This window comes from Bathymodiolus japonicus methanotrophic gill symbiont, assembly GCF_019721995.1.
Taxonomy (GTDB): Bacteria; Pseudomonadota; Gammaproteobacteria; order Methylococcales; family Methylomonadaceae; genus Methyloprofundus.
Window position 1 is genome coordinate 80,937 of record NZ_BLYC01000014.1, and the last position, 14,929, is coordinate 95,865.

The 14,929-nt window shown below is 44.1% G+C and carries 24 protein-coding genes and 3 pseudogenes; 20 read left to right on the forward strand and 7 right to left on the reverse strand.

Annotated features, from left to right (window positions below):
* Nucleotides 1-185 precede the first annotated feature (185 nt).
* From efpL to K6984_RS17500, 6 genes and pseudogenes are all read left to right on the forward strand, one after another.
* Nucleotides 186-749, forward strand: a pseudogene (gene efpL, locus K6984_RS17485) (elongation factor P-like protein EfpL); the annotation flags it as partial.
* 19 nt (nucleotides 750-768) lie between these two features.
* A complete protein-coding gene (locus K6984_RS34035) occupies nucleotides 769-897 on the forward strand; it encodes a hypothetical protein (RefSeq protein ID WP_263458596.1) in 129 nt (42 codons plus the stop codon).
* A 297-nt stretch (nucleotides 898-1,194) separates the two neighbouring features.
* Nucleotides 1,195-1,323 carry a hypothetical protein gene (locus tag K6984_RS34040; protein WP_263458596.1) on the forward strand — a complete coding sequence of 43 codons (129 nt, stop codon included), beginning with the start codon at nucleotides 1,195-1,197 and terminating at the stop codon, nucleotides 1,321-1,323.
* 27 nt (nucleotides 1,324-1,350) lie between these two features.
* The gene (locus K6984_RS17490; RefSeq protein ID WP_221896688.1) at nucleotides 1,351-1,566 is read left to right on the forward strand and encodes a hypothetical protein; all 216 of its coding nucleotides are present in this window, start codon (nucleotides 1,351-1,353) and stop codon (nucleotides 1,564-1,566) included.
* A complete protein-coding gene (locus K6984_RS17495) occupies nucleotides 1,529-1,705 on the forward strand; it encodes a hypothetical protein (RefSeq protein WP_221896689.1) in 177 nt (58 codons plus the stop codon). Before K6984_RS17490 ends, K6984_RS17495 begins: the two co-directional genes overlap by 38 nt.
* 192 nt (nucleotides 1,706-1,897) lie before the next feature.
* A complete protein-coding gene (locus K6984_RS17500) occupies nucleotides 1,898-3,064 on the forward strand; it encodes an aminotransferase class V-fold PLP-dependent enzyme (protein ID WP_221896690.1) in 1,167 nt (388 codons plus the stop codon).
* A gap of 209 nt (nucleotides 3,065-3,273) precedes the next feature.
* Here the strand turns inward: K6984_RS17500 and K6984_RS17505 are convergent, their stop codons facing one another.
* Nucleotides 3,274-3,585, reverse strand: a complete 312-nt coding sequence (locus tag K6984_RS17505) for a hypothetical protein (protein WP_221896691.1) — start codon at nucleotides 3,583-3,585, stop codon at nucleotides 3,274-3,276.
* Between the two features lie 196 nt (nucleotides 3,586-3,781).
* Here K6984_RS17505 and K6984_RS17510 point away from each other — a divergent pair, with 196 nt between their 5' ends.
* Nucleotides 3,782-4,915 carry a fatty acid desaturase family protein gene (locus tag K6984_RS17510; RefSeq protein ID WP_221896692.1) on the forward strand — a complete coding sequence of 378 codons (1,134 nt, stop codon included), beginning with the start codon at nucleotides 3,782-3,784 and terminating at the stop codon, nucleotides 4,913-4,915.
* Between the two features lie 106 nt (nucleotides 4,916-5,021).
* Here the strand turns inward: K6984_RS17510 and K6984_RS17515 are convergent, their stop codons facing one another.
* Together K6984_RS17515 and K6984_RS17520 are read right to left on the reverse strand one after the other, a co-directional pair.
* The gene (locus tag K6984_RS17515) at nucleotides 5,022-5,387 is read right to left on the reverse strand and encodes a hypothetical protein (protein ID WP_221896693.1); all 366 of its coding nucleotides are present in this window, start codon (nucleotides 5,385-5,387) and stop codon (nucleotides 5,022-5,024) included.
* A 312-nt stretch (nucleotides 5,388-5,699) separates the two neighbouring features.
* Complete coding sequence (locus K6984_RS17520; RefSeq protein WP_221896694.1) at nucleotides 5,700-5,915, reverse strand: hypothetical protein; 216 nt, start codon at nucleotides 5,913-5,915, stop codon at nucleotides 5,700-5,702.
* 625 nt (nucleotides 5,916-6,540) lie between these two features.
* Here K6984_RS17520 and K6984_RS17525 point away from each other — a divergent pair.
* Nucleotides 6,541-6,849, forward strand: a complete 309-nt coding sequence (locus tag K6984_RS17525) for a hypothetical protein (RefSeq protein WP_221896695.1) — start codon at nucleotides 6,541-6,543, stop codon at nucleotides 6,847-6,849.
* On the opposite strand, the gene K6984_RS17530 is transcribed toward K6984_RS17525, so the two are convergent.
* Nucleotides 6,815-7,117, reverse strand: coding sequence for a hypothetical protein (locus K6984_RS17530; protein ID WP_221896696.1), 303 nt, complete (start codon nucleotides 7,115-7,117; stop codon nucleotides 6,815-6,817). The genes K6984_RS17525 and K6984_RS17530 overlap by 35 nt on opposite strands.
* A gap of 12 nt (nucleotides 7,118-7,129) precedes the next feature.
* On the opposite strand from K6984_RS17530, the gene K6984_RS17535 reads away from it, so the two are divergent.
* A complete protein-coding gene (locus K6984_RS17535) occupies nucleotides 7,130-7,279 on the forward strand; it encodes a hypothetical protein (protein WP_221896697.1) in 150 nt (49 codons plus the stop codon).
* A gap of 143 nt (nucleotides 7,280-7,422) precedes the next feature.
* Here K6984_RS17535 and K6984_RS34045 read toward each other — a convergent pair whose 3' ends face one another.
* Nucleotides 7,423-7,554, reverse strand: coding sequence for a hypothetical protein (locus tag K6984_RS34045; RefSeq protein WP_263458791.1), 132 nt, complete (start codon nucleotides 7,552-7,554; stop codon nucleotides 7,423-7,425).
* A gap of 474 nt (nucleotides 7,555-8,028) precedes the next feature.
* Here K6984_RS34045 and K6984_RS17540 point away from each other — a divergent pair, with 474 nt between their 5' ends.
* Complete coding sequence (locus K6984_RS17540; RefSeq protein ID WP_221896698.1) at nucleotides 8,029-8,331, forward strand: LapA family protein; 303 nt, start codon at nucleotides 8,029-8,031, stop codon at nucleotides 8,329-8,331.
* A gap of 352 nt (nucleotides 8,332-8,683) precedes the next feature.
* Nucleotides 8,684-8,845 (forward strand): hypothetical protein, encoded by a 162-nt coding sequence (locus tag K6984_RS17545; RefSeq protein ID WP_221896699.1) that lies wholly within the window; start codon nucleotides 8,684-8,686, stop codon nucleotides 8,843-8,845.
* A 102-nt stretch (nucleotides 8,846-8,947) separates the two neighbouring features.
* Here K6984_RS17545 and K6984_RS17550 read toward each other — a convergent pair whose 3' ends face one another.
* Nucleotides 8,948-9,346 (reverse strand): hypothetical protein, encoded by a 399-nt coding sequence (locus tag K6984_RS17550; protein WP_221896700.1) that lies wholly within the window; start codon nucleotides 9,344-9,346, stop codon nucleotides 8,948-8,950.
* Nucleotides 9,347-9,697: 351 nt separating this feature from the next.
* Between K6984_RS17550 and K6984_RS34050 the strand changes: the two genes are divergently transcribed.
* The 5 genes and pseudogenes from K6984_RS34050 to K6984_RS17565 all read left to right on the forward strand — a co-directional run bounded on the left by K6984_RS34050 (nucleotide 9,698) and on the right by K6984_RS17565 (nucleotide 10,807).
* The gene (locus K6984_RS34050; protein WP_263458596.1) at nucleotides 9,698-9,826 is read left to right on the forward strand and encodes a hypothetical protein; all 129 of its coding nucleotides are present in this window, start codon (nucleotides 9,698-9,700) and stop codon (nucleotides 9,824-9,826) included.
* Nucleotides 9,827-9,853: 27 nt separating this feature from the next.
* Nucleotides 9,854-9,979, forward strand: coding sequence for a hypothetical protein (locus K6984_RS34055; RefSeq protein ID WP_263458605.1), 126 nt, complete (start codon nucleotides 9,854-9,856; stop codon nucleotides 9,977-9,979).
* Nucleotides 9,980-10,281: 302 nt separating this feature from the next.
* A pseudogene (locus K6984_RS17555) lies at nucleotides 10,282-10,493 on the forward strand (DDE-type integrase/transposase/recombinase); the annotation flags it as partial.
* A gap of 19 nt (nucleotides 10,494-10,512) precedes the next feature.
* Nucleotides 10,513-10,653 carry a hypothetical protein gene (locus K6984_RS17560; protein WP_221896714.1) on the forward strand — a complete coding sequence of 47 codons (141 nt, stop codon included), beginning with the start codon at nucleotides 10,513-10,515 and terminating at the stop codon, nucleotides 10,651-10,653.
* 16 nt (nucleotides 10,654-10,669) lie between these two features.
* Complete coding sequence (locus tag K6984_RS17565) at nucleotides 10,670-10,807, forward strand: hypothetical protein (protein WP_221896145.1); 138 nt, start codon at nucleotides 10,670-10,672, stop codon at nucleotides 10,805-10,807.
* Here K6984_RS17565 and K6984_RS17570 read toward each other — a convergent pair.
* Entirely contained in the window at nucleotides 10,786-11,007 is a 222-nt protein-coding gene (locus tag K6984_RS17570; RefSeq protein WP_221896146.1) for a hypothetical protein, read from the reverse strand. The genes K6984_RS17565 and K6984_RS17570 overlap by 22 nt on opposite strands.
* 808 nt (nucleotides 11,008-11,815) lie before the next feature.
* Here K6984_RS17570 and K6984_RS17575 point away from each other — a divergent pair.
* The 4 genes and pseudogenes from K6984_RS17575 to K6984_RS17590 form a co-directional block, all read left to right on the forward strand.
* Entirely contained in the window at nucleotides 11,816-13,114 is a 1,299-nt protein-coding gene (locus K6984_RS17575) for a transposase (RefSeq protein WP_221893851.1), read from the forward strand.
* A 229-nt stretch (nucleotides 13,115-13,343) separates the two neighbouring features.
* Entirely contained in the window at nucleotides 13,344-13,868 is a 525-nt protein-coding gene (locus tag K6984_RS17580; protein ID WP_221896701.1) for a YgfZ/GcvT domain-containing protein, read from the forward strand.
* Between the two features lie 31 nt (nucleotides 13,869-13,899).
* Nucleotides 13,900-14,256: a CAF17-like 4Fe-4S cluster assembly/insertion protein YgfZ gene (gene ygfZ, locus K6984_RS17585; protein ID WP_230988157.1), complete on the forward strand. Its 357-nt coding sequence runs from the start codon at nucleotides 13,900-13,902 to the stop codon at nucleotides 14,254-14,256.
* Nucleotides 14,257-14,283: 27 nt separating this feature from the next.
* Nucleotides 14,284-14,929, forward strand: a pseudogene (locus K6984_RS17590) (COX15/CtaA family protein); the annotation flags it as partial.

The following is a 14,929-nucleotide window of genomic DNA, read 5'->3' on the forward strand; positions in this document are numbered from 1 at the left end:
TGTCTTTATGCTCGTCACCCTGCGTTGTAGAAATAGTTGCCTAACCTGTTAACACCTTGAATACGAACATAAATCCTATGTCAGCGTAACTGGTATGGCAAACTTATTCCGTGCGCGTTCCTTAAAAACTTTCAGCCGAAGTGAAGATTGGTAATCGCCTCCCTCCTCCAAAACCAGGAAATATTATGCCCAAAGCCAGTGATTTAAAACGTGGAATGATTATTGAAATCAATAACACGCCCCATGCCGTAAAACTAGTAGACTCAAGAAGTCCATCATCGCGCGGCGCTTCAACACTGTATAAGATTCGCTACACGAATCTTAAAACAGGACAAAAGCTGGATGAATCCTATAAAGGCGATGACTTTCTGAAAGAAGCAGACTGTATTCGCGTAAAAGTACAGTATTCCTATAGTGATGGTGACAGCTATGTGTTTATGGATTCAGAAGATTATAGCCAGTACATGCTCAACGAAGATGAACTGGAAGGACAGACTGGTTATATTACCGAAGGCCTAGAGGGTATTACTGCCTTGATTATGGATGGTAATATCCTGGGTATAGAACTCCCGGCATCGGTTGAGCTGGAAATCATGGAAACAGCCCCGGGCATTAAAGGCTCTTCGGCTACCGCACGCACAAAGGCCGCTGTTTTACCCACCGGAATGGAGGTTCAAGTACCGGAATACCTGGAAACGGGTGAAGTGATAAAAATTAATACAACAACTGGAAAATACATGTCGCGGGCGTATCGGGGAGTCGCTATTTTTGCGAAAGCTTGTTTTGGGCATCCCAGCCCAAGCAAGCAGCAAAAACTTAACGCGACCACTTATGCCTCCGGCGGCCCCGATTCGTCCTCGTCACCTCGTCCCGACCCAACAAGGGGTCGGAACATAGGCTCCAAATGACTTGACGCCGTGTCGGATGGCCTTTTATTTTGTCTCCACCTTCGCTAACGCTCAGACTCCGACAAAATAACGGCCCTACGGCTATCGCGGACTAAAAATCATCACTTCGCTTAGGCTCCGTTTCCCTGATTTTCAGCGAATGAAGCCGAAATTATTTATATGTGGTCGCCCTATTTTTACCCTGATAATAGGCGGGATTATTTAACAGGCGCGCCATGCTACCTCACGAAATTCCGGGACTCCTGTCGCCGTAATTCGTTCACCTACGCTCGGGGAGTCGCTATTTTTGCGAAAGCTTGTTTTGGGCATCCCAGCCCAAGCAAGCAGCAAAAACTTAACGCGACCACTTATGCCTCCGGCGGCCCCGATTCGTCCTCGTCACCTCGTCCCGACCCAACAAGGGGTCGGAACATAGGCTCCAAATGACTTGACGCCGTGTCGGATGGCCTTTTATTTTGTCTCCACCTTCGCTAACGCTCAGACTCCGACAAAACAACGGCCCTACGGCTATCGCGGACTAAAAATCTTCACTTCGCTAAAGCTCCGTTTCCCTGATTTTCAGCGGGAGATGCTCCAGCCGCCCTGCGTCCGCCACAGACTGAGCACAAAGCAGCTCAGTCATGGCTACCACAAATGGCTCTACGGCTATTCGGGATAAAATTTTAGCCTCCCTCGCGCGCTATCGCGCACTTCGGATTGGCAAATTTCCCTGCGCCTTCTGGAGACTATCAGCCCGTCCGGGGCTGACAGCGGTGGCGAGGTTAGTTTCACGGCCTCAATTGATAGGGGAACACTGATGATCCAGTATTGTCTAAAAAACCAATAATAACACGGTAATTAGGCAGACGAAAGTACTGCATATAGCCCATCAGCTTATTTTTTTCTATCCGCCGGTTCAGCTTTGATTTTTCACCACTTGATGTTAATCATTATCTATGTCATAATTGATGAATTTTTCCGATAATTTTAACCTTTTAAGAGGCAACGCAATGGCTGGTCGTAACCACCTATACATTCCTGGTCCAACTAACTCCCCACATGAAGTATTAAGTGCCATGCACCTTCCTATGGAAGATCACCGTGCACCGACTTTCCCGCTGTTACTTAAGCCGGTTTTAGAAGACTTAAAAAAGGTTTTTAGAACAGAAACAGGCCAGGCTTTTATCTTCCCTGCAACAGGTACAGCAGGCTGGGAAATTGCATTAACCAATACGTTAAACCCGGGCGATAAAGTGCTTATCTATCGCTTTGGCCAATTCAGTCATTTATGGATGAACATGGCACAGCGTCTAGGTCTGGATGTTGAAATGCATGAAGTTGAGTGGGGCAAAGGCATTCCGTTAGATGACATAGAGGCACGCTTAAAGGCAGATAATACGCACGAAATTAAAGCAGTCCTGGCCACCCATAATGAAACAGCAACCGGTGTAACCAGTGATATTGCAGGCGTACGTAAAGCAATGGACGCTGCAAATCACCCTGCGCTATTATTTGTTGATGGCGTAAGTTCAATTGCAAGCCTTGATTTCCGTATGGATGAATGGGGCATAGATGGCGCAATCAGCGGCTCACAAAAAGGCTTTATGTTACCTGCAGGCCTAGCAATTCTTGCGTTTAGTCAAAAAGCGCTGGCGCTGACCGAAACAGCCACTTTCCCTCGCTGCTTCCTGGACCTTAAAGACCAAATGGCGCAAAATGCATTGGGGTATACTCCATACACCCCTTCTACTCCGATGATTCACGGCCTACGTGCTGCACTGGATTTACTACTAGAAGAAGGCATGGAAAATGTTTATGCGCGCCACCATCGTTTAGCCGAGGGTACGCGTAAAGCAATTGCAGCCTGGGGTTTAAAGCTTTGTGCACAGCCTGGCTTTGAATCAGATACTGTGTCAGCTATCGTTGTACCTGAAGATAAAGATGCCCGCGACGTGATTGCCACCGCCTTTGATAAGTACGATATTTCCTTAGGCGCGGGCTTAACAGAAGTTATGGGCAAAGTATTCCGTATTGGCCATATCGGTGATATGAATGACGTCTCTATGCTAGGCGCTATTGCCGGCGTGGAAATGGCATTACTGGATAATGGCTTTGACCTTGTTCCCGGTAGCGGAGTTGCTGCAGCAATCGAATATTATCGTTCAACGGCTGCCTAATACTTCTTCCTGATTACGTACAAGGCTCAGCCAACATGACTAAAATATTTAATATCACTACTTTATAAAAACATGCTCGTCATTCCCGAAGTCTTTTATCGGGAATCTATTGCTTAGTCCTATAGATTCCTGCTAACAACATGCAGGAATGGCGAGCGTATTTGAATATGGCTGAGGGTTATGGGTAATCAGGCACTTCTTCATTATAGTTACGCAAAGCAACGCGCTCTGAATGAATTGAGCACACCGCCACTCAGGTGCAGGTTTTTATTCGTATTCAAGGCGTAGAAACTGGCGCATAGCCAGCTATCGCTGAAAATCATGGAAACGGAGCTTAGCGAAGTGGTGATTTTTAGTCCCTGATAGGCGACAGGGCAATTCGCTGATTCGACGTGTGCTAGCAGCACGCGAGAGGAGCAAGAATTGCATTCCGAATAGCCGTCCAGCCAGTGAGGTAGTAATGACGAAGCGGCTTTTGTGCGTAGTCGTTGCGGACGCAGGGCGTTCAGGGCATCTCCCATCCGCTGCGTAGGTGAACGAATTATGGCGACAGGAGTCCCGGAATTTCGTGAGGTAGCATGGCGCGCCTGGTAAAGTGACTACAATACAGAAGACGGATAACGAGACAAGCCAGTTGTTTAAGTTATTCTTGCATAATGATAATGGAGTGATACCTTTTTTCTGGCTAGCCCTTAGCTGAGCAGAACACATAAAAATATGAGTTTAAAAAGTTACCAAAACGTAGACAGAGAAGCACTTGCTAAAGATCTAGATGAGATTCATAAAGAAGTATTAGCCCGCGTTTGTGAGCAGGACTTTAAGCATTTAAAAAAGATGGAGCGATGGGGACAGCTATGTTCGCTACTGGGCTACGGCACGGCCTGGATTTTCCCTAATCCTATTTCAGCGTTATTAATCAGCCAGGGCAGCTTTACCCGCTGGACACAAATGACGCATCCCATCGTGCATAAAGGCTATGATAAAATTGCCAATATTCCCGCCAGTTATACCAGTACGAAATTTGCCCAGGGATGGCGGCGCTTTATTGATTGGCCAGACTGGATCACCCCTGCAGGCTGGCATCAAGAGCACGACATCCTGCATCATTATAATCTTGGTGAAAAACGCGACCCTGACCATTTACAACACAATATGCAATGGTTAAGACAGTCTAATACTCCTATGGGCTTACGTTATGCCATCGTTGCCTTGTTTACGACGAGTTGGAAAATCCTGTATTACACACCCCGCACACATAAAGAATTACGTATTAGTCAGGCTAGGAAAAAGCGAGAAGTGTTACCGGCAATGACCCGGATACAGGCATGGAGCCCATTTAGTCAACAAGGCCGTGCATTATGGCTAGAAAGTATTTTGCCATATATTGGTTTTCGCTTTATTTTGTTGCCCTTGTTATTTTTACCGCTAGGTACTTTTGCAGCAAGCAGCGTCTTACTAACATCGTTGTTAGCGGAGGCCTTTACCAATATGCATTCATTCCTGGTTATTGTCCCTAACCACGCTGGTGATGATGTGATGATGTTTGAAGACAAAGGCAAAGGGCGCGGGGAATTCTTTCTGCGTCAAATTCTCGGTTCAGTGAATTACCCTACTGGGTCAGACTTTAATGACTTTTTTTATGGCTGGTTAAATTACCAGATAGAGCATCACTTATGGCCGGATATTCCTTTAAACCAGTATCAATATGTACAACCAAAAGTTGTCGAGGTATGTAAAAAACATGGCATACCGTATCGTCAGGATTCGGTATTTAAGAGATTACGCAAGGCCGTAGATATTATGGTCGGACGGACGTCTATGCTAATACCAATGACGCACGCAAATGGATAAAATGTGCATTAAGAAGGCAAGGGGGGGGGTGACCCACTCTGTAAGCGGAAATATAACTACCAGTTGCATTAAAAACTGGTAGTTAATTCGCTAATGGAAGTGTGATTTAAAAGCCGCGCTTAACGATCTTGCACTGAACTTTTACATTCGCCATATAGCAACGGTATTTTTCCTTACCTTCGTATTCGCCCTCACAAGCTTCACAAACTAATTCCCCATCATCCAGAACCTTATCCCGACCCCAGCCATAAGCAATATTCTGGCACATTATTTTGGTATATTTTTTAAAGCGATAACTCCCTGGAATAGTCTGTTTTTCTGCTTTAGCTTTGTCTTTACAGCCCGCTGTTGCTTTGATGTCTCCAGTAACAGTTTTCTTCACCCAATCCCCTTCACGACCTTCACTCGCTGCGAATAGTTGACCGGAAAAAACGAATAGTAAAGCAAATAAAAAGAACACATTAAATTTCATAGTTTTTCACCTCTTTTTCATTATTATTTTTAAGTTTATTATCTTATCACTGTCATCACCAGAATGAAATTAACTACCACGCTTATAAAACGTGGTTTAAATTCGACCTAAAAGGCCGTTCTCAGCAAAACCCCTTTGTACATTTAATTCGATAACTTCACATCCAGCTCTCTCTGTATGAGCATAAATGCTTTGATAAACATACTTACCAACTGAAGTTTCCCAATAATTTTACCATAAATAATTATTGGGAAACTTCAGTAGAAGAATTGCTCCACCCCTATCAATATTCCCACGCTAACAGCACCCGATTCAGCTCGCCATAGCTAACTCATATTCATCCAGCTGCATCAGATAAGGTTCTGGTCGATATGTTTTCTGGCAGGCAAAGGGCTCTGACTTTAAACTGATTAAATCAATAACATCCTGGCTTATTTCAGCATCCACTCCAAGGTATTCATCATCATTCGACTGTTTTCCCATGACTAACTTTTGTAAATAATAGCTTGCATGCATCGATATTTTCACTTTGTAAAATGCTTATCATGCATGTCGTTTGTTAAAGGAATATGACAGCCCAGAATTTTTATCAGGTTTTTTCATCCATACTCACTTATGTCGCTAACAGACGACTCTTAATTAGGGTGACTAGTTGTGATTCTATGGTATAGTTATAGCGGTCATCTGCATAATAAAACCTCGCTCACAGTGCAATATTGCACTGAATCACTGGGCTTAACCCTCACAAACATTCGCTATATCACGACGCAAAAATTTAAAATAATAATTGGCTACTTAACAAAAAATTATTAGAATTACCTTGCCGCTGATTGAAACACCCCACTCCCTTGATTTGTTGGTGAAATTTCACAAAACCAGACATAAAATATTTCTTGGCATCAAAACTGCTTTGTAAGAAATAATATTAATTAATATTCATACGGCGCCCACTAAATAAAATTAACTACGCTTACCATTCAGTTAACTGGTTTCATAGTTTTTCAACTTTAAGGGATGTTGTACTCATTGTTGATTCCTTGTCCTGCCAAAAACCAGGAATTGAAATATTTACCCTGCAGTTTATATTAATTTTTATTTACCAACCTGGCAGTTCGCTGCCAGATATAACTGTTCATTAACTTAAGGAAATACCATGTTTAAAAAAATAATCTTCGCGAGTCTTTTCATCTTTAGCACACAAAATGCAATGGCATTGGGTCTAGAGGACGTCAATAACGCTGCAAACAGTGCAAATGCAGCTGCTGATACAGCAGGTCAGGTCTCTGAGCAAGCAGCAAAGGTAGACGGAAAGTCGGTCACCGATATGGCTAAAGACGTAGCAACTGAAAGTGCGTCAGGTGGTGTTGACGGCGCGATAAGCGGTGCAGTAACTGGATCTATTGTTGATGGTGGTACTGATGGCGCTATTAAAGGAGCAAAATCTGGATTGAATAAATTATAAAGGTCAGTAGATAAACTGAAGTTTCCCAATAATTATTTATGCCTGAATTCGTATAATAAGTGCATAACCCTCTGCAAGTATTGGCTAGACTAACACCTGTTGAATTAAGACAAGACATAGGTGTAAAGTAAACAGCCGCTGTCAGCCCCGGACGGGCTGATAGTCTCCAGAAGGCGCAGGGAAATTTGCCAATCCGAAGTGCGCGATAGCGCGCGAGGGAGGCTAAAATTTTATCCCGAATAGCCGTAGAGCCATTTGTGGTAGCCATGACTGAGCTGCTTTGTGCTCAGTCTGTGGCGGACGCAGGGCGGCTGGAGCATCTCCTATTCGCTGCGTAGGTGAACGAATTACGGTGACAGGAGTCCCGGAATTTCGTGAGGTAGCATGGCGCGCCTGTACCACTCGATGTTCAAGTTTTTTAACTGATTGATTTTATTGATAATTCTACTGACAAAGAAAGCATCAACATCATTGTAAATCAATCACTTATAAAACAAAGCCGGAAAAATTTACTTTTCTTAGCCCAGTTATAACTGAAAACTTGAACATCGAGTACCAAACAATTTACAGAGGCTACAAATGAGCTATACACACCCGCTGAAAATCCTGGAAACGGAGCTTTAGCGAAGTGAAGATTTTTAGTCCGCGATAGCCGTAGGGCCGTTGTTTTTGTCGGAGTCTGAGCGTTAGCGAAGGTGGAGACAAAATAAAAGGCCCTACGGCTATCGCGGACTAAAAATCTTCACTTCGCTTAGGCTACGTTTCCCTGATTTTCAGCGAGTGCAAAAACACTAAAAACACTAAAAACACAAGCCATTCTCCTATACAGTGGACAACCGAGAAAAAATTATCAGCCATTCAAGCGACAGCTACCCTGAGCGAGCAAGAGTGTCATGAATATGTCGTACACGCGCGGCTTTATCAAAGCTGAACTTGAGTCCTGGAAGACCCATTTATTAAAGGATCAGAGCAAAACGTGACGCAGAAAAAAAGACAGCTTCGTCATTACATTATCGCATCAAAGCTGTTTTGCGGCATCCGCCCAGCAACAGCAAAATACTTAACGCGACCACTCTGCCTCCGGCTGCCCCGATTCGTCCTCGTCACCTCGTTCCGACCCAACAAGGGGTCGGAACATAGGGACTCCAAATGACTTGACGCCGTTCGGATGGCCTCTATTTGTCTCCACTTCCAGCTGATACGACACAGTACCCTGAGCGAGCAAGAGGTACTGAATATTGTCGTACACGCGGGCTTTATAAAGCTGAACTTGAGTCCTGGAAGACCCATTTTATTAAAGGATCAGAGCAAAACGTGACGCAAGAAAAAACAGATAGAAACGTATTAAAACAATTACGTAGTGAAAACAAAAAATTAAAGAAAGAGCTTAATCGCAAAGAGAAAGCACTTGCAGAAACAGCGGCCTTATTGGTGCTTAGAAAAAAGCTGGATGCGCTCTGGGAGGAAAACGAGGACGCTTAATTCCTCACTCAGAGCGCGTAAATTATGTCACATGGATCAATGAAGCCATTGGACAAGGTGCCAGAAAGGGCAAAGCCTGTGATATTGTTGGTATCAGCATTCGTACCTTACAAAACTGGCAAGTTAACGGAGGAGTAGAGGCCGATAGAAGGTCGGATGCCATACGCCCATCTCCTAAAACTCGATGTTCAAGTTTTTGATATTGAGAAGGTAAAATCAGGTATCAGGCGCGCCATGCTACCTCACGAAATTCCGGGACTCCTGTCGCCGTAATTCGTTCACCTACGCAGCGAATAGGAGATGCTCCAGCCGCCCTGCGTCCGCCACAGACTGAGCACAAAGCAGCTCAGTCATGGCTACCACAAATGGCTCTACGGCTATTCGGGATAAAATTTTAGCCTCCCTCGCGCGCTATCGCGCACTTCGGATTGGCAAATTTCCCTGCGCCTTCTGGAGACTATCAGCCCGTCCGGGGCTGACAGCGTCTGAGGTTGTTGTAATTTTATCGGTGTAAGCCCATGTTAATGAATGCCCCAGCCACCTTTATCCAAAGCTATATTGACGATTTAAATAATGCGCTCAATCAGCTAAAACCCGGAGCCGCTTTGACACGGATTCAAGCCGCTTGGTTGGGCGCTTGTTTAACGGGCATACTGCTAATGAACTCTGTTTGCTGGGCTAAGTTTGAGCGAGCAAGCCTTGGAGATTGCAAAGTAGCCGCATTATCCTGGGTGTTTCGTAAAGCAAGTATACCCTGGGACTGGTTGCTACCGCTGAAAATCATGGAAACGTAGCTTAGCGAAGTGTTGATTTTTAGTCCCTGATAGGCGACAGGGCAATTCGCTGATTCGACGTGTGCTAGCAGCACGCGAGAGGAGCAAGAATTGCATTCCGAATAGCCGTCCAGCCAGTGAGGTAGTAATGACGAAGCGGCTTTTGTGCGTAGTCGTTGCGTCATTGTTCTGCTGGGTGAAGGTAAGAGTTTGATGGCAATGGGATGGAAAAACTTGAACATCGAGTAATAATAAATTAAGCGAATATGAGCAACTCGCTATTTTAATGACCTGTAACTCGATGTTCAAGTTTTTTAACTGATTGATTTTATTGATAATTTTACTGACAAAGAAAGCATCAACATCATTGTAAATCAATCACTTATAAAACAAAGCCGGAAAAATTTACTTTTCTTAGCCCAGTTATAGCTGAAAACTTGAACATCGAGTGTAATGAGGACGAGTATGCCAATTTACCACCGAGTCAAATCGTCCCTATCCTGGCAGACAAAGGCATCTACATTGCCTCCGAATCATCATTTTATCGAGTGTTGCATAAAGCAGAACAAGTCACACTCGGGGAGTCGCTATTTTTGCGAAAGCTTGTTTTGGGCATCCCAGCCCAAGCAAGCAGCAAAAACTTAACGCGACCACTTATGCCTCCGGCGGCCCCGATTCGTCCTCGTCACCTCGTCCCGACCCAACAAGGGGTCGGAACATAGGCTCCAAATGACTTGACGCCGTGTCGGATGGCCTTTTATTTTGTCTCCACCTTCGCTAACGCTCAGACTCCGACAAAACAACGGCCCTACGGCTATCGCGGACTAAAAATCATCACTTCGCTTAGGCTCCGTTTCCCTGATTTTCAGCGATAGAGGGCGGGCTAACAGGCGCGCCATGCTACCTCACGAAGTTCCGGGACTCCTGTCGCCATAATTCGTTCACCTACGCAGCGGATGGGAGATGCCCTGAACGCCCTGCGTCCGCAACAACTACGCACAAAAGCCGCTTCGTCATTACTACCTCACTGGCTGGACGGCTATTCGGAATGCAATTCTTGCTCCTCTCGCGTGCTGCTAGCACACGTCGAATCAGCGAATTGCCCTGTCGCCTATCAGGGACTAAAAATCACCACTTCGCTAAGCTACGTTTCCATGATTTTCAGCGAGAGCGCAAAAACACCTCCAAGCCAACGAGTTATATCGCAGAAAAAGCGAACCAGGTATGGACGTGGGATATCAGCTACATGCCAACACCCATCGTGGGTCAGTTCTACTATTTATATATGATAGAGGACATTTATAGCCGAAAAATAGTCGGGCTGAAGTGTATGAACAAGAAAGTGGCGAAGATGCCGCTACACTACTTGAGCGTAGCCTATTAAAGGAAACATGGGGAGTCGCTATTTTTGCGAAAGCTTGTTTTGGGCATCCCAGCCCAAGCAAGCAGCAAAAACTTAACGCGACCACTTATGCCTCCGGCGGCCCCGATTCGTCCTCGTCACCTCGTCCCCGACCCAACAAGGGGTCGGAACATAGGCTCCAAATGACTTGACGCCGTGTCGGATGGCCTTTTATTTTGTCTCCACCTTCGCTAACGCTCAGACTCCGACAAAACAACGGCCCTACGGCTATCGCGGACTAAAAATCTTCACTTCGCTAAAGCTCCGTTTCCAGGATTTTCAGCGGAGGCGGCTTAAATAATTTAGGCGAAAACTATCTTGAAAAACACCGCTATCGACTACACTGATACAGCGTAATAACCCAAGGAGAATAAAGTCGATATCCTTCAACTCTGGGCATGAACGAGCCCACAAAGGATGACGCTCTGCTAACAGGGCACGTTCCATACTTTCATTGCAGTGTTGGTGAATATGTTCAGAGAGTGGTAGGTCTTTAAGCATGGGTGATATCCGTTTATGAGGTGATTAAAACGGAAATTTTTAGAAAAATTTCTTCGGCAATTGCAAGCTTTATTTGAAATTATTTGTTGTTTTTTTACGGTGCCTACAGAGTGTCTATTTGCTGTGATAAGTGATTAAAATCAAAAAGATGGAAATATTCGAGTGGTGCTACATTCAGGTAGGTTATAGGCTGCTTTGTTTAGGTACTTCTTCTTTCAATGGGAACACTGATGTTGTAAACAGGCTTCCATAGGCCATTGTTGCCAAACCAGCTATCAGTGACTGTCAATATCGGAGCGGTGGAAAAATGTTCTGCAATTGCAATCAGCATTTGAGCCGCCTGAGTCATCTTGGTCTGGAAAGGAACGACTTCCCCTCTTATCGTGGCGGTTTCTTTTTTTGCCTGAATTGTTTTTAAGGGCTGAAGTTTCCCAATTATTGAGTAGCTGAAATACACAATGCTGGTGTATCGAGGTTTATTTTAGGTGGTTTTGCCATGTTTATAGCAAACCCCTACTTAATTCCCCTTAGGCAATAGCATTTGAAACGAATGAAAAGACTATTTTTTCATAGTCATCAGTGTTCCCATTGAAAGAAGAAGTACCTAAACAAAGCAGCCTATAACCTACCTGAAGGTAGCACCACTCGAATATTTCCATCTTTTTGATTTTAATCACTTATAACAGCAAATAGACACTCTGTAGGCACCGTAAAAAAAACAACAAATAATTTCAAATAAAGCTTGCAATTGCCGAAAAAATTTTTCTAAAAATTTCCGTTTTAATCACCTCATAAACGGATATCACCCATGCTTAAAGACCTACCACTCTCTGAACATATTCACCAACACTGCAATGAAAGTATGGAACGTTCCCTGTTAGCAGAGCGTCATCCTTTGTGGGCTCGTTCATGCCCAGAGTTGAAGGATATCGACTTTATTCGCCTTGGGTTATTACGCTGTATCAGTGTAGTCGATAGTGGTCGCCATTTCCTCCAAACCAATGAACAGATTTATGGCCAGCTGCTTCCCCACTCAACGTATTTTAAATCACTGAAGTCGCATAGACGAACAAGTATGCTTGAGGCATTTGAACAGCAGAGCTATCATCTTCACGCTGAAACACTGCTGTCGCAAGGCATTGATTATCTTAAAGCATTCCCGGAACTTGACGAATACACCATAGAAGCAGCGGATGGACATTTTATTGATCATGCCTGCCATACTGAAAAAAACAGCAAGGGGAAAGTTTATGCGGCTGGGGGGATTTACGCGTTGAATCTCAGAAGTGGGTTGCTCAGATTTCTTTGTCTGGTGACAAACGGAACTCAGAGGCATCAAGAAATACCTGTGTTACGAGATCATATTGAAAAGCAAAACAAGGGAAATAACAGCTCTCAGAAACATCTCTATGTCTACGATAAAGCCGTCACCGACTTTGTCTGGTGGGATCGGCAGAAACGACATGCTAATTACATGATTTCAATGCTAAAAGAAAATTCAATTGCGACTCTCGTTGAGTCTATCCCTTTTGACTCCCGCCATGAGATCAATACAGGGGTTGAAGCATACAGTGTGTACGAAAACAAGGGCATCAAATTTAACGTGGTGGATTACCGTGATCCAGAAACCGGAAAACTTCACCGGTTTGTGACAACCTTGCCAATGACTATTAACCCTGGAACCATTGCCATGCTGTATTTCAAGCGATGGACGATTGAAAAGACATTCAATAACACTAAAAGTAATTTCAAGGAAACTAAAGCTTGGTCTTCCAATACCCGCTCACTTGAAAATCAAATGCGCCTGACTGCAATGAGCTATAATTTAATGCGCGTGTTTGAAGAGAGTTCAAAAACACAACAGCCAGAATTGATTCATCCATCGGATAAAAAATATAGCGAGGCTCTGGAGATAAGGCAGCAACAGGCTCAAAAACGAGATCGTTTTGTGAATCCATTATTTTTCCAGGCAAGAATATCTCGTATCAGCTCGTATACCATTCGGGCAGTTCAAAACGCAATAATAACAGGAATGTCTTTACAGTGCTTTATGAGCTCTCTTGTGGCGAGGTTAGTCTCACGGCATCAATTGATAGGGGAACACTGATGATATAGTTGTAGCATAGTTTCAATTTTACCATAAATAATTATTGGGAAACTTCAGTTAAGCGTATTTTTCTTAATAATAACCCAGAGTAAAAAATCTAAAGTTTTTTACTCCTGCTTGTTCGATTATTATGTGACTACACGGCCAGGAATTCGCGGCAATAAAAAGCATATCCCGTTATAATATTGACCTCTATTATGAACTTATTAAGAATTCCTAGAACACTATTATGCATGCTGACTGGATAGACTACCTGGCTACACAAAAACTATTAAGCTTTGTACCAACCGATAAGCAGGCAATCTTAGCGCCACTTACGCATTTAGGCATATTAACGGTTTCGGGGAAAGATGCGGCAGATTTTTTACAAGGTCAAACAACATGTGATATTAAAGCATTGCTTGATGCGCAGCCTGTTTTGGGTGCATATTGCAATGCCAAAGGTCGTACAATCAGTAGCTTTATCATTATCCGGCATCAAGATTCATTTCAGCTCATCCTTACGCACGAGTTACTCGAATCGGTTAGAAAAAAGCTGCAAATGTATGTGTTACGTTCTGACGTAAAAATGACAGATCATAGTGATGACTTATGTATTAGTGGTATTGCAAATATCAAACTGAATCCACAAGAGCTGTTATACCCATACCCGCAACTAGAAAAACAGCTTTCTGTTTATCGGCGCCCCCGAACAAAGCCGCTTATTCTGGTTAGAGCTAAGCCAGCAGCTAGACATAAGCTTAATCAGCTCTAGCGCCTGGTTAGGCCTGGATATTCAGGCGGGGATTCCCTGGCTATATACACGGACTAGTGAAGAATTTGTGCCACAAATGCTTAACCTGGATAAACTGGGTGCGATCAGCTTTGAAAAAGGCTGCTACACCGGCCAGGAAATCGTAGCTCGCACACACTATTTAGGCAAGAATAAGCGCACCATGTATCAAGCACGCTGTGCTACGGCTGCTGAAATTAGCCCTGGCTGTTCAGTTACTGATAATGAGTCTAAGGTACGGGGCATGGTCGTATTAGTTGCAGTGCAAGACAATATAACTCAGCTATTAGTGGTACTGCATGATCAGGCAGTTAATGATGTAAATCTCCAACTTGCTAATCAATCCTGCGATAAAATTACTCTGAATTAACATCATAATGAAAGCCGCACAATACAAATGAACCCTGACATTGCACGACGCTTTAGGCGCTTAGGTACACTGACAATTTTCGCCGTCTATTTTGTTATTTTAGTAGGCGGTATTGTCCGTGCATCTGGAGCCGGCATGGGCTGCCTGACTGGCCTACCTGTTTTGGACAGCTAATCCCGCCAACTAGCGAAGCTCAGCTGCCCGCCAATTATCATGAAATCTATGCTGTTGGCTATACCAATACCGATTTTAATGTCATCAAAACCTGGACTGAATACCTGACCGCCTTACCGGGGTGACAATCGGTTTTTTAATTTTCTTAACACTCTGGGCATCACGCGCCTACCTGAAAACAGATAAAGCAGTGTTTTATTTATCCCTGACTGTATTTCTGTTAGTGGGCTTTCAGGGCTGGCTGGGTTCCATCGTGGTAAAAACCCATCTGCACCGTTGATGATCACGGCACATATGCTACTCGCGCTGTTATTGTCGCCTTATTAATCTATGTCATTGCCCGCTCACAAAATGATTTATTACGCCAGATTGATATTTATGCATTGCCTGCAACATTTAAAACTGTCTTGATTGTCGCTATGGGCTTACTTTACTGCAAGTCGGCATGGGCAATCAGGTTAGAGAAGCAGTGGATTTAATTGCCACACATCATAATTAT

Coding starts and splice junctions, on each gene's coding strand:
- K6984_RS17490 (WP_221896688.1), top strand. CDS start 1,351: ATGGCCTTTTATTTTGTCTCCACCTTCGCTAACGCTCAGACTCCGACA.
- K6984_RS17495 (WP_221896689.1), top strand. CDS start 1,529: ATGGCTACCACAAATGGCTCTACGGCTATTCGGGATAAAATTTTAGCC.
- K6984_RS17500 (WP_221896690.1), top strand. CDS start 1,898: ATGGCTGGTCGTAACCACCTATACATTCCTGGTCCAACTAACTCCCCA.
- K6984_RS17505 (WP_221896691.1), bottom strand. CDS start 3,585: ATGGGAGATGCCCTGAACGCCCTGCGTCCGCAACGACTACGCACAAAA.
- K6984_RS17510 (WP_221896692.1), top strand. CDS start 3,782: ATGAGTTTAAAAAGTTACCAAAACGTAGACAGAGAAGCACTTGCTAAA.
- K6984_RS17515 (WP_221896693.1), bottom strand. CDS start 5,387: ATGAAATTTAATGTGTTCTTTTTATTTGCTTTACTATTCGTTTTTTCC.
- K6984_RS17525 (WP_221896695.1), top strand. CDS start 6,541: ATGTTTAAAAAAATAATCTTCGCGAGTCTTTTCATCTTTAGCACACAA.
- K6984_RS17530 (WP_221896696.1), bottom strand. CDS start 7,117: ATGGCTACCACAAATGGCTCTACGGCTATTCGGGATAAAATTTTAGCC.
- K6984_RS17545 (WP_221896699.1), top strand. CDS start 8,684: ATGGCTACCACAAATGGCTCTACGGCTATTCGGGATAAAATTTTAGCC.
- K6984_RS17550 (WP_221896700.1), bottom strand. CDS start 9,346: ATGTTCAAGTTTTTCCATCCCATTGCCATCAAACTCTTACCTTCACCC.
- K6984_RS34055 (WP_263458605.1), top strand. CDS start 9,854: ATGGCCTTTTATTTTGTCTCCACCTTCGCTAACGCTCAGACTCCGACA.
- K6984_RS17565 (WP_221896145.1), top strand. CDS start 10,670: ATGGCCTTTTATTTTGTCTCCACCTTCGCTAACGCTCAGACTCCGACA.
- K6984_RS17570 (WP_221896146.1), bottom strand. CDS start 11,007: ATGCTTAAAGACCTACCACTCTCTGAACATATTCACCAACACTGCAAT.
- K6984_RS17575 (WP_221893851.1), top strand. CDS start 11,816: ATGCTTAAAGACCTACCACTCTCTGAACATATTCACCAACACTGCAAT.
- K6984_RS17580 (WP_221896701.1), top strand. CDS start 13,344: ATGCATGCTGACTGGATAGACTACCTGGCTACACAAAAACTATTAAGC.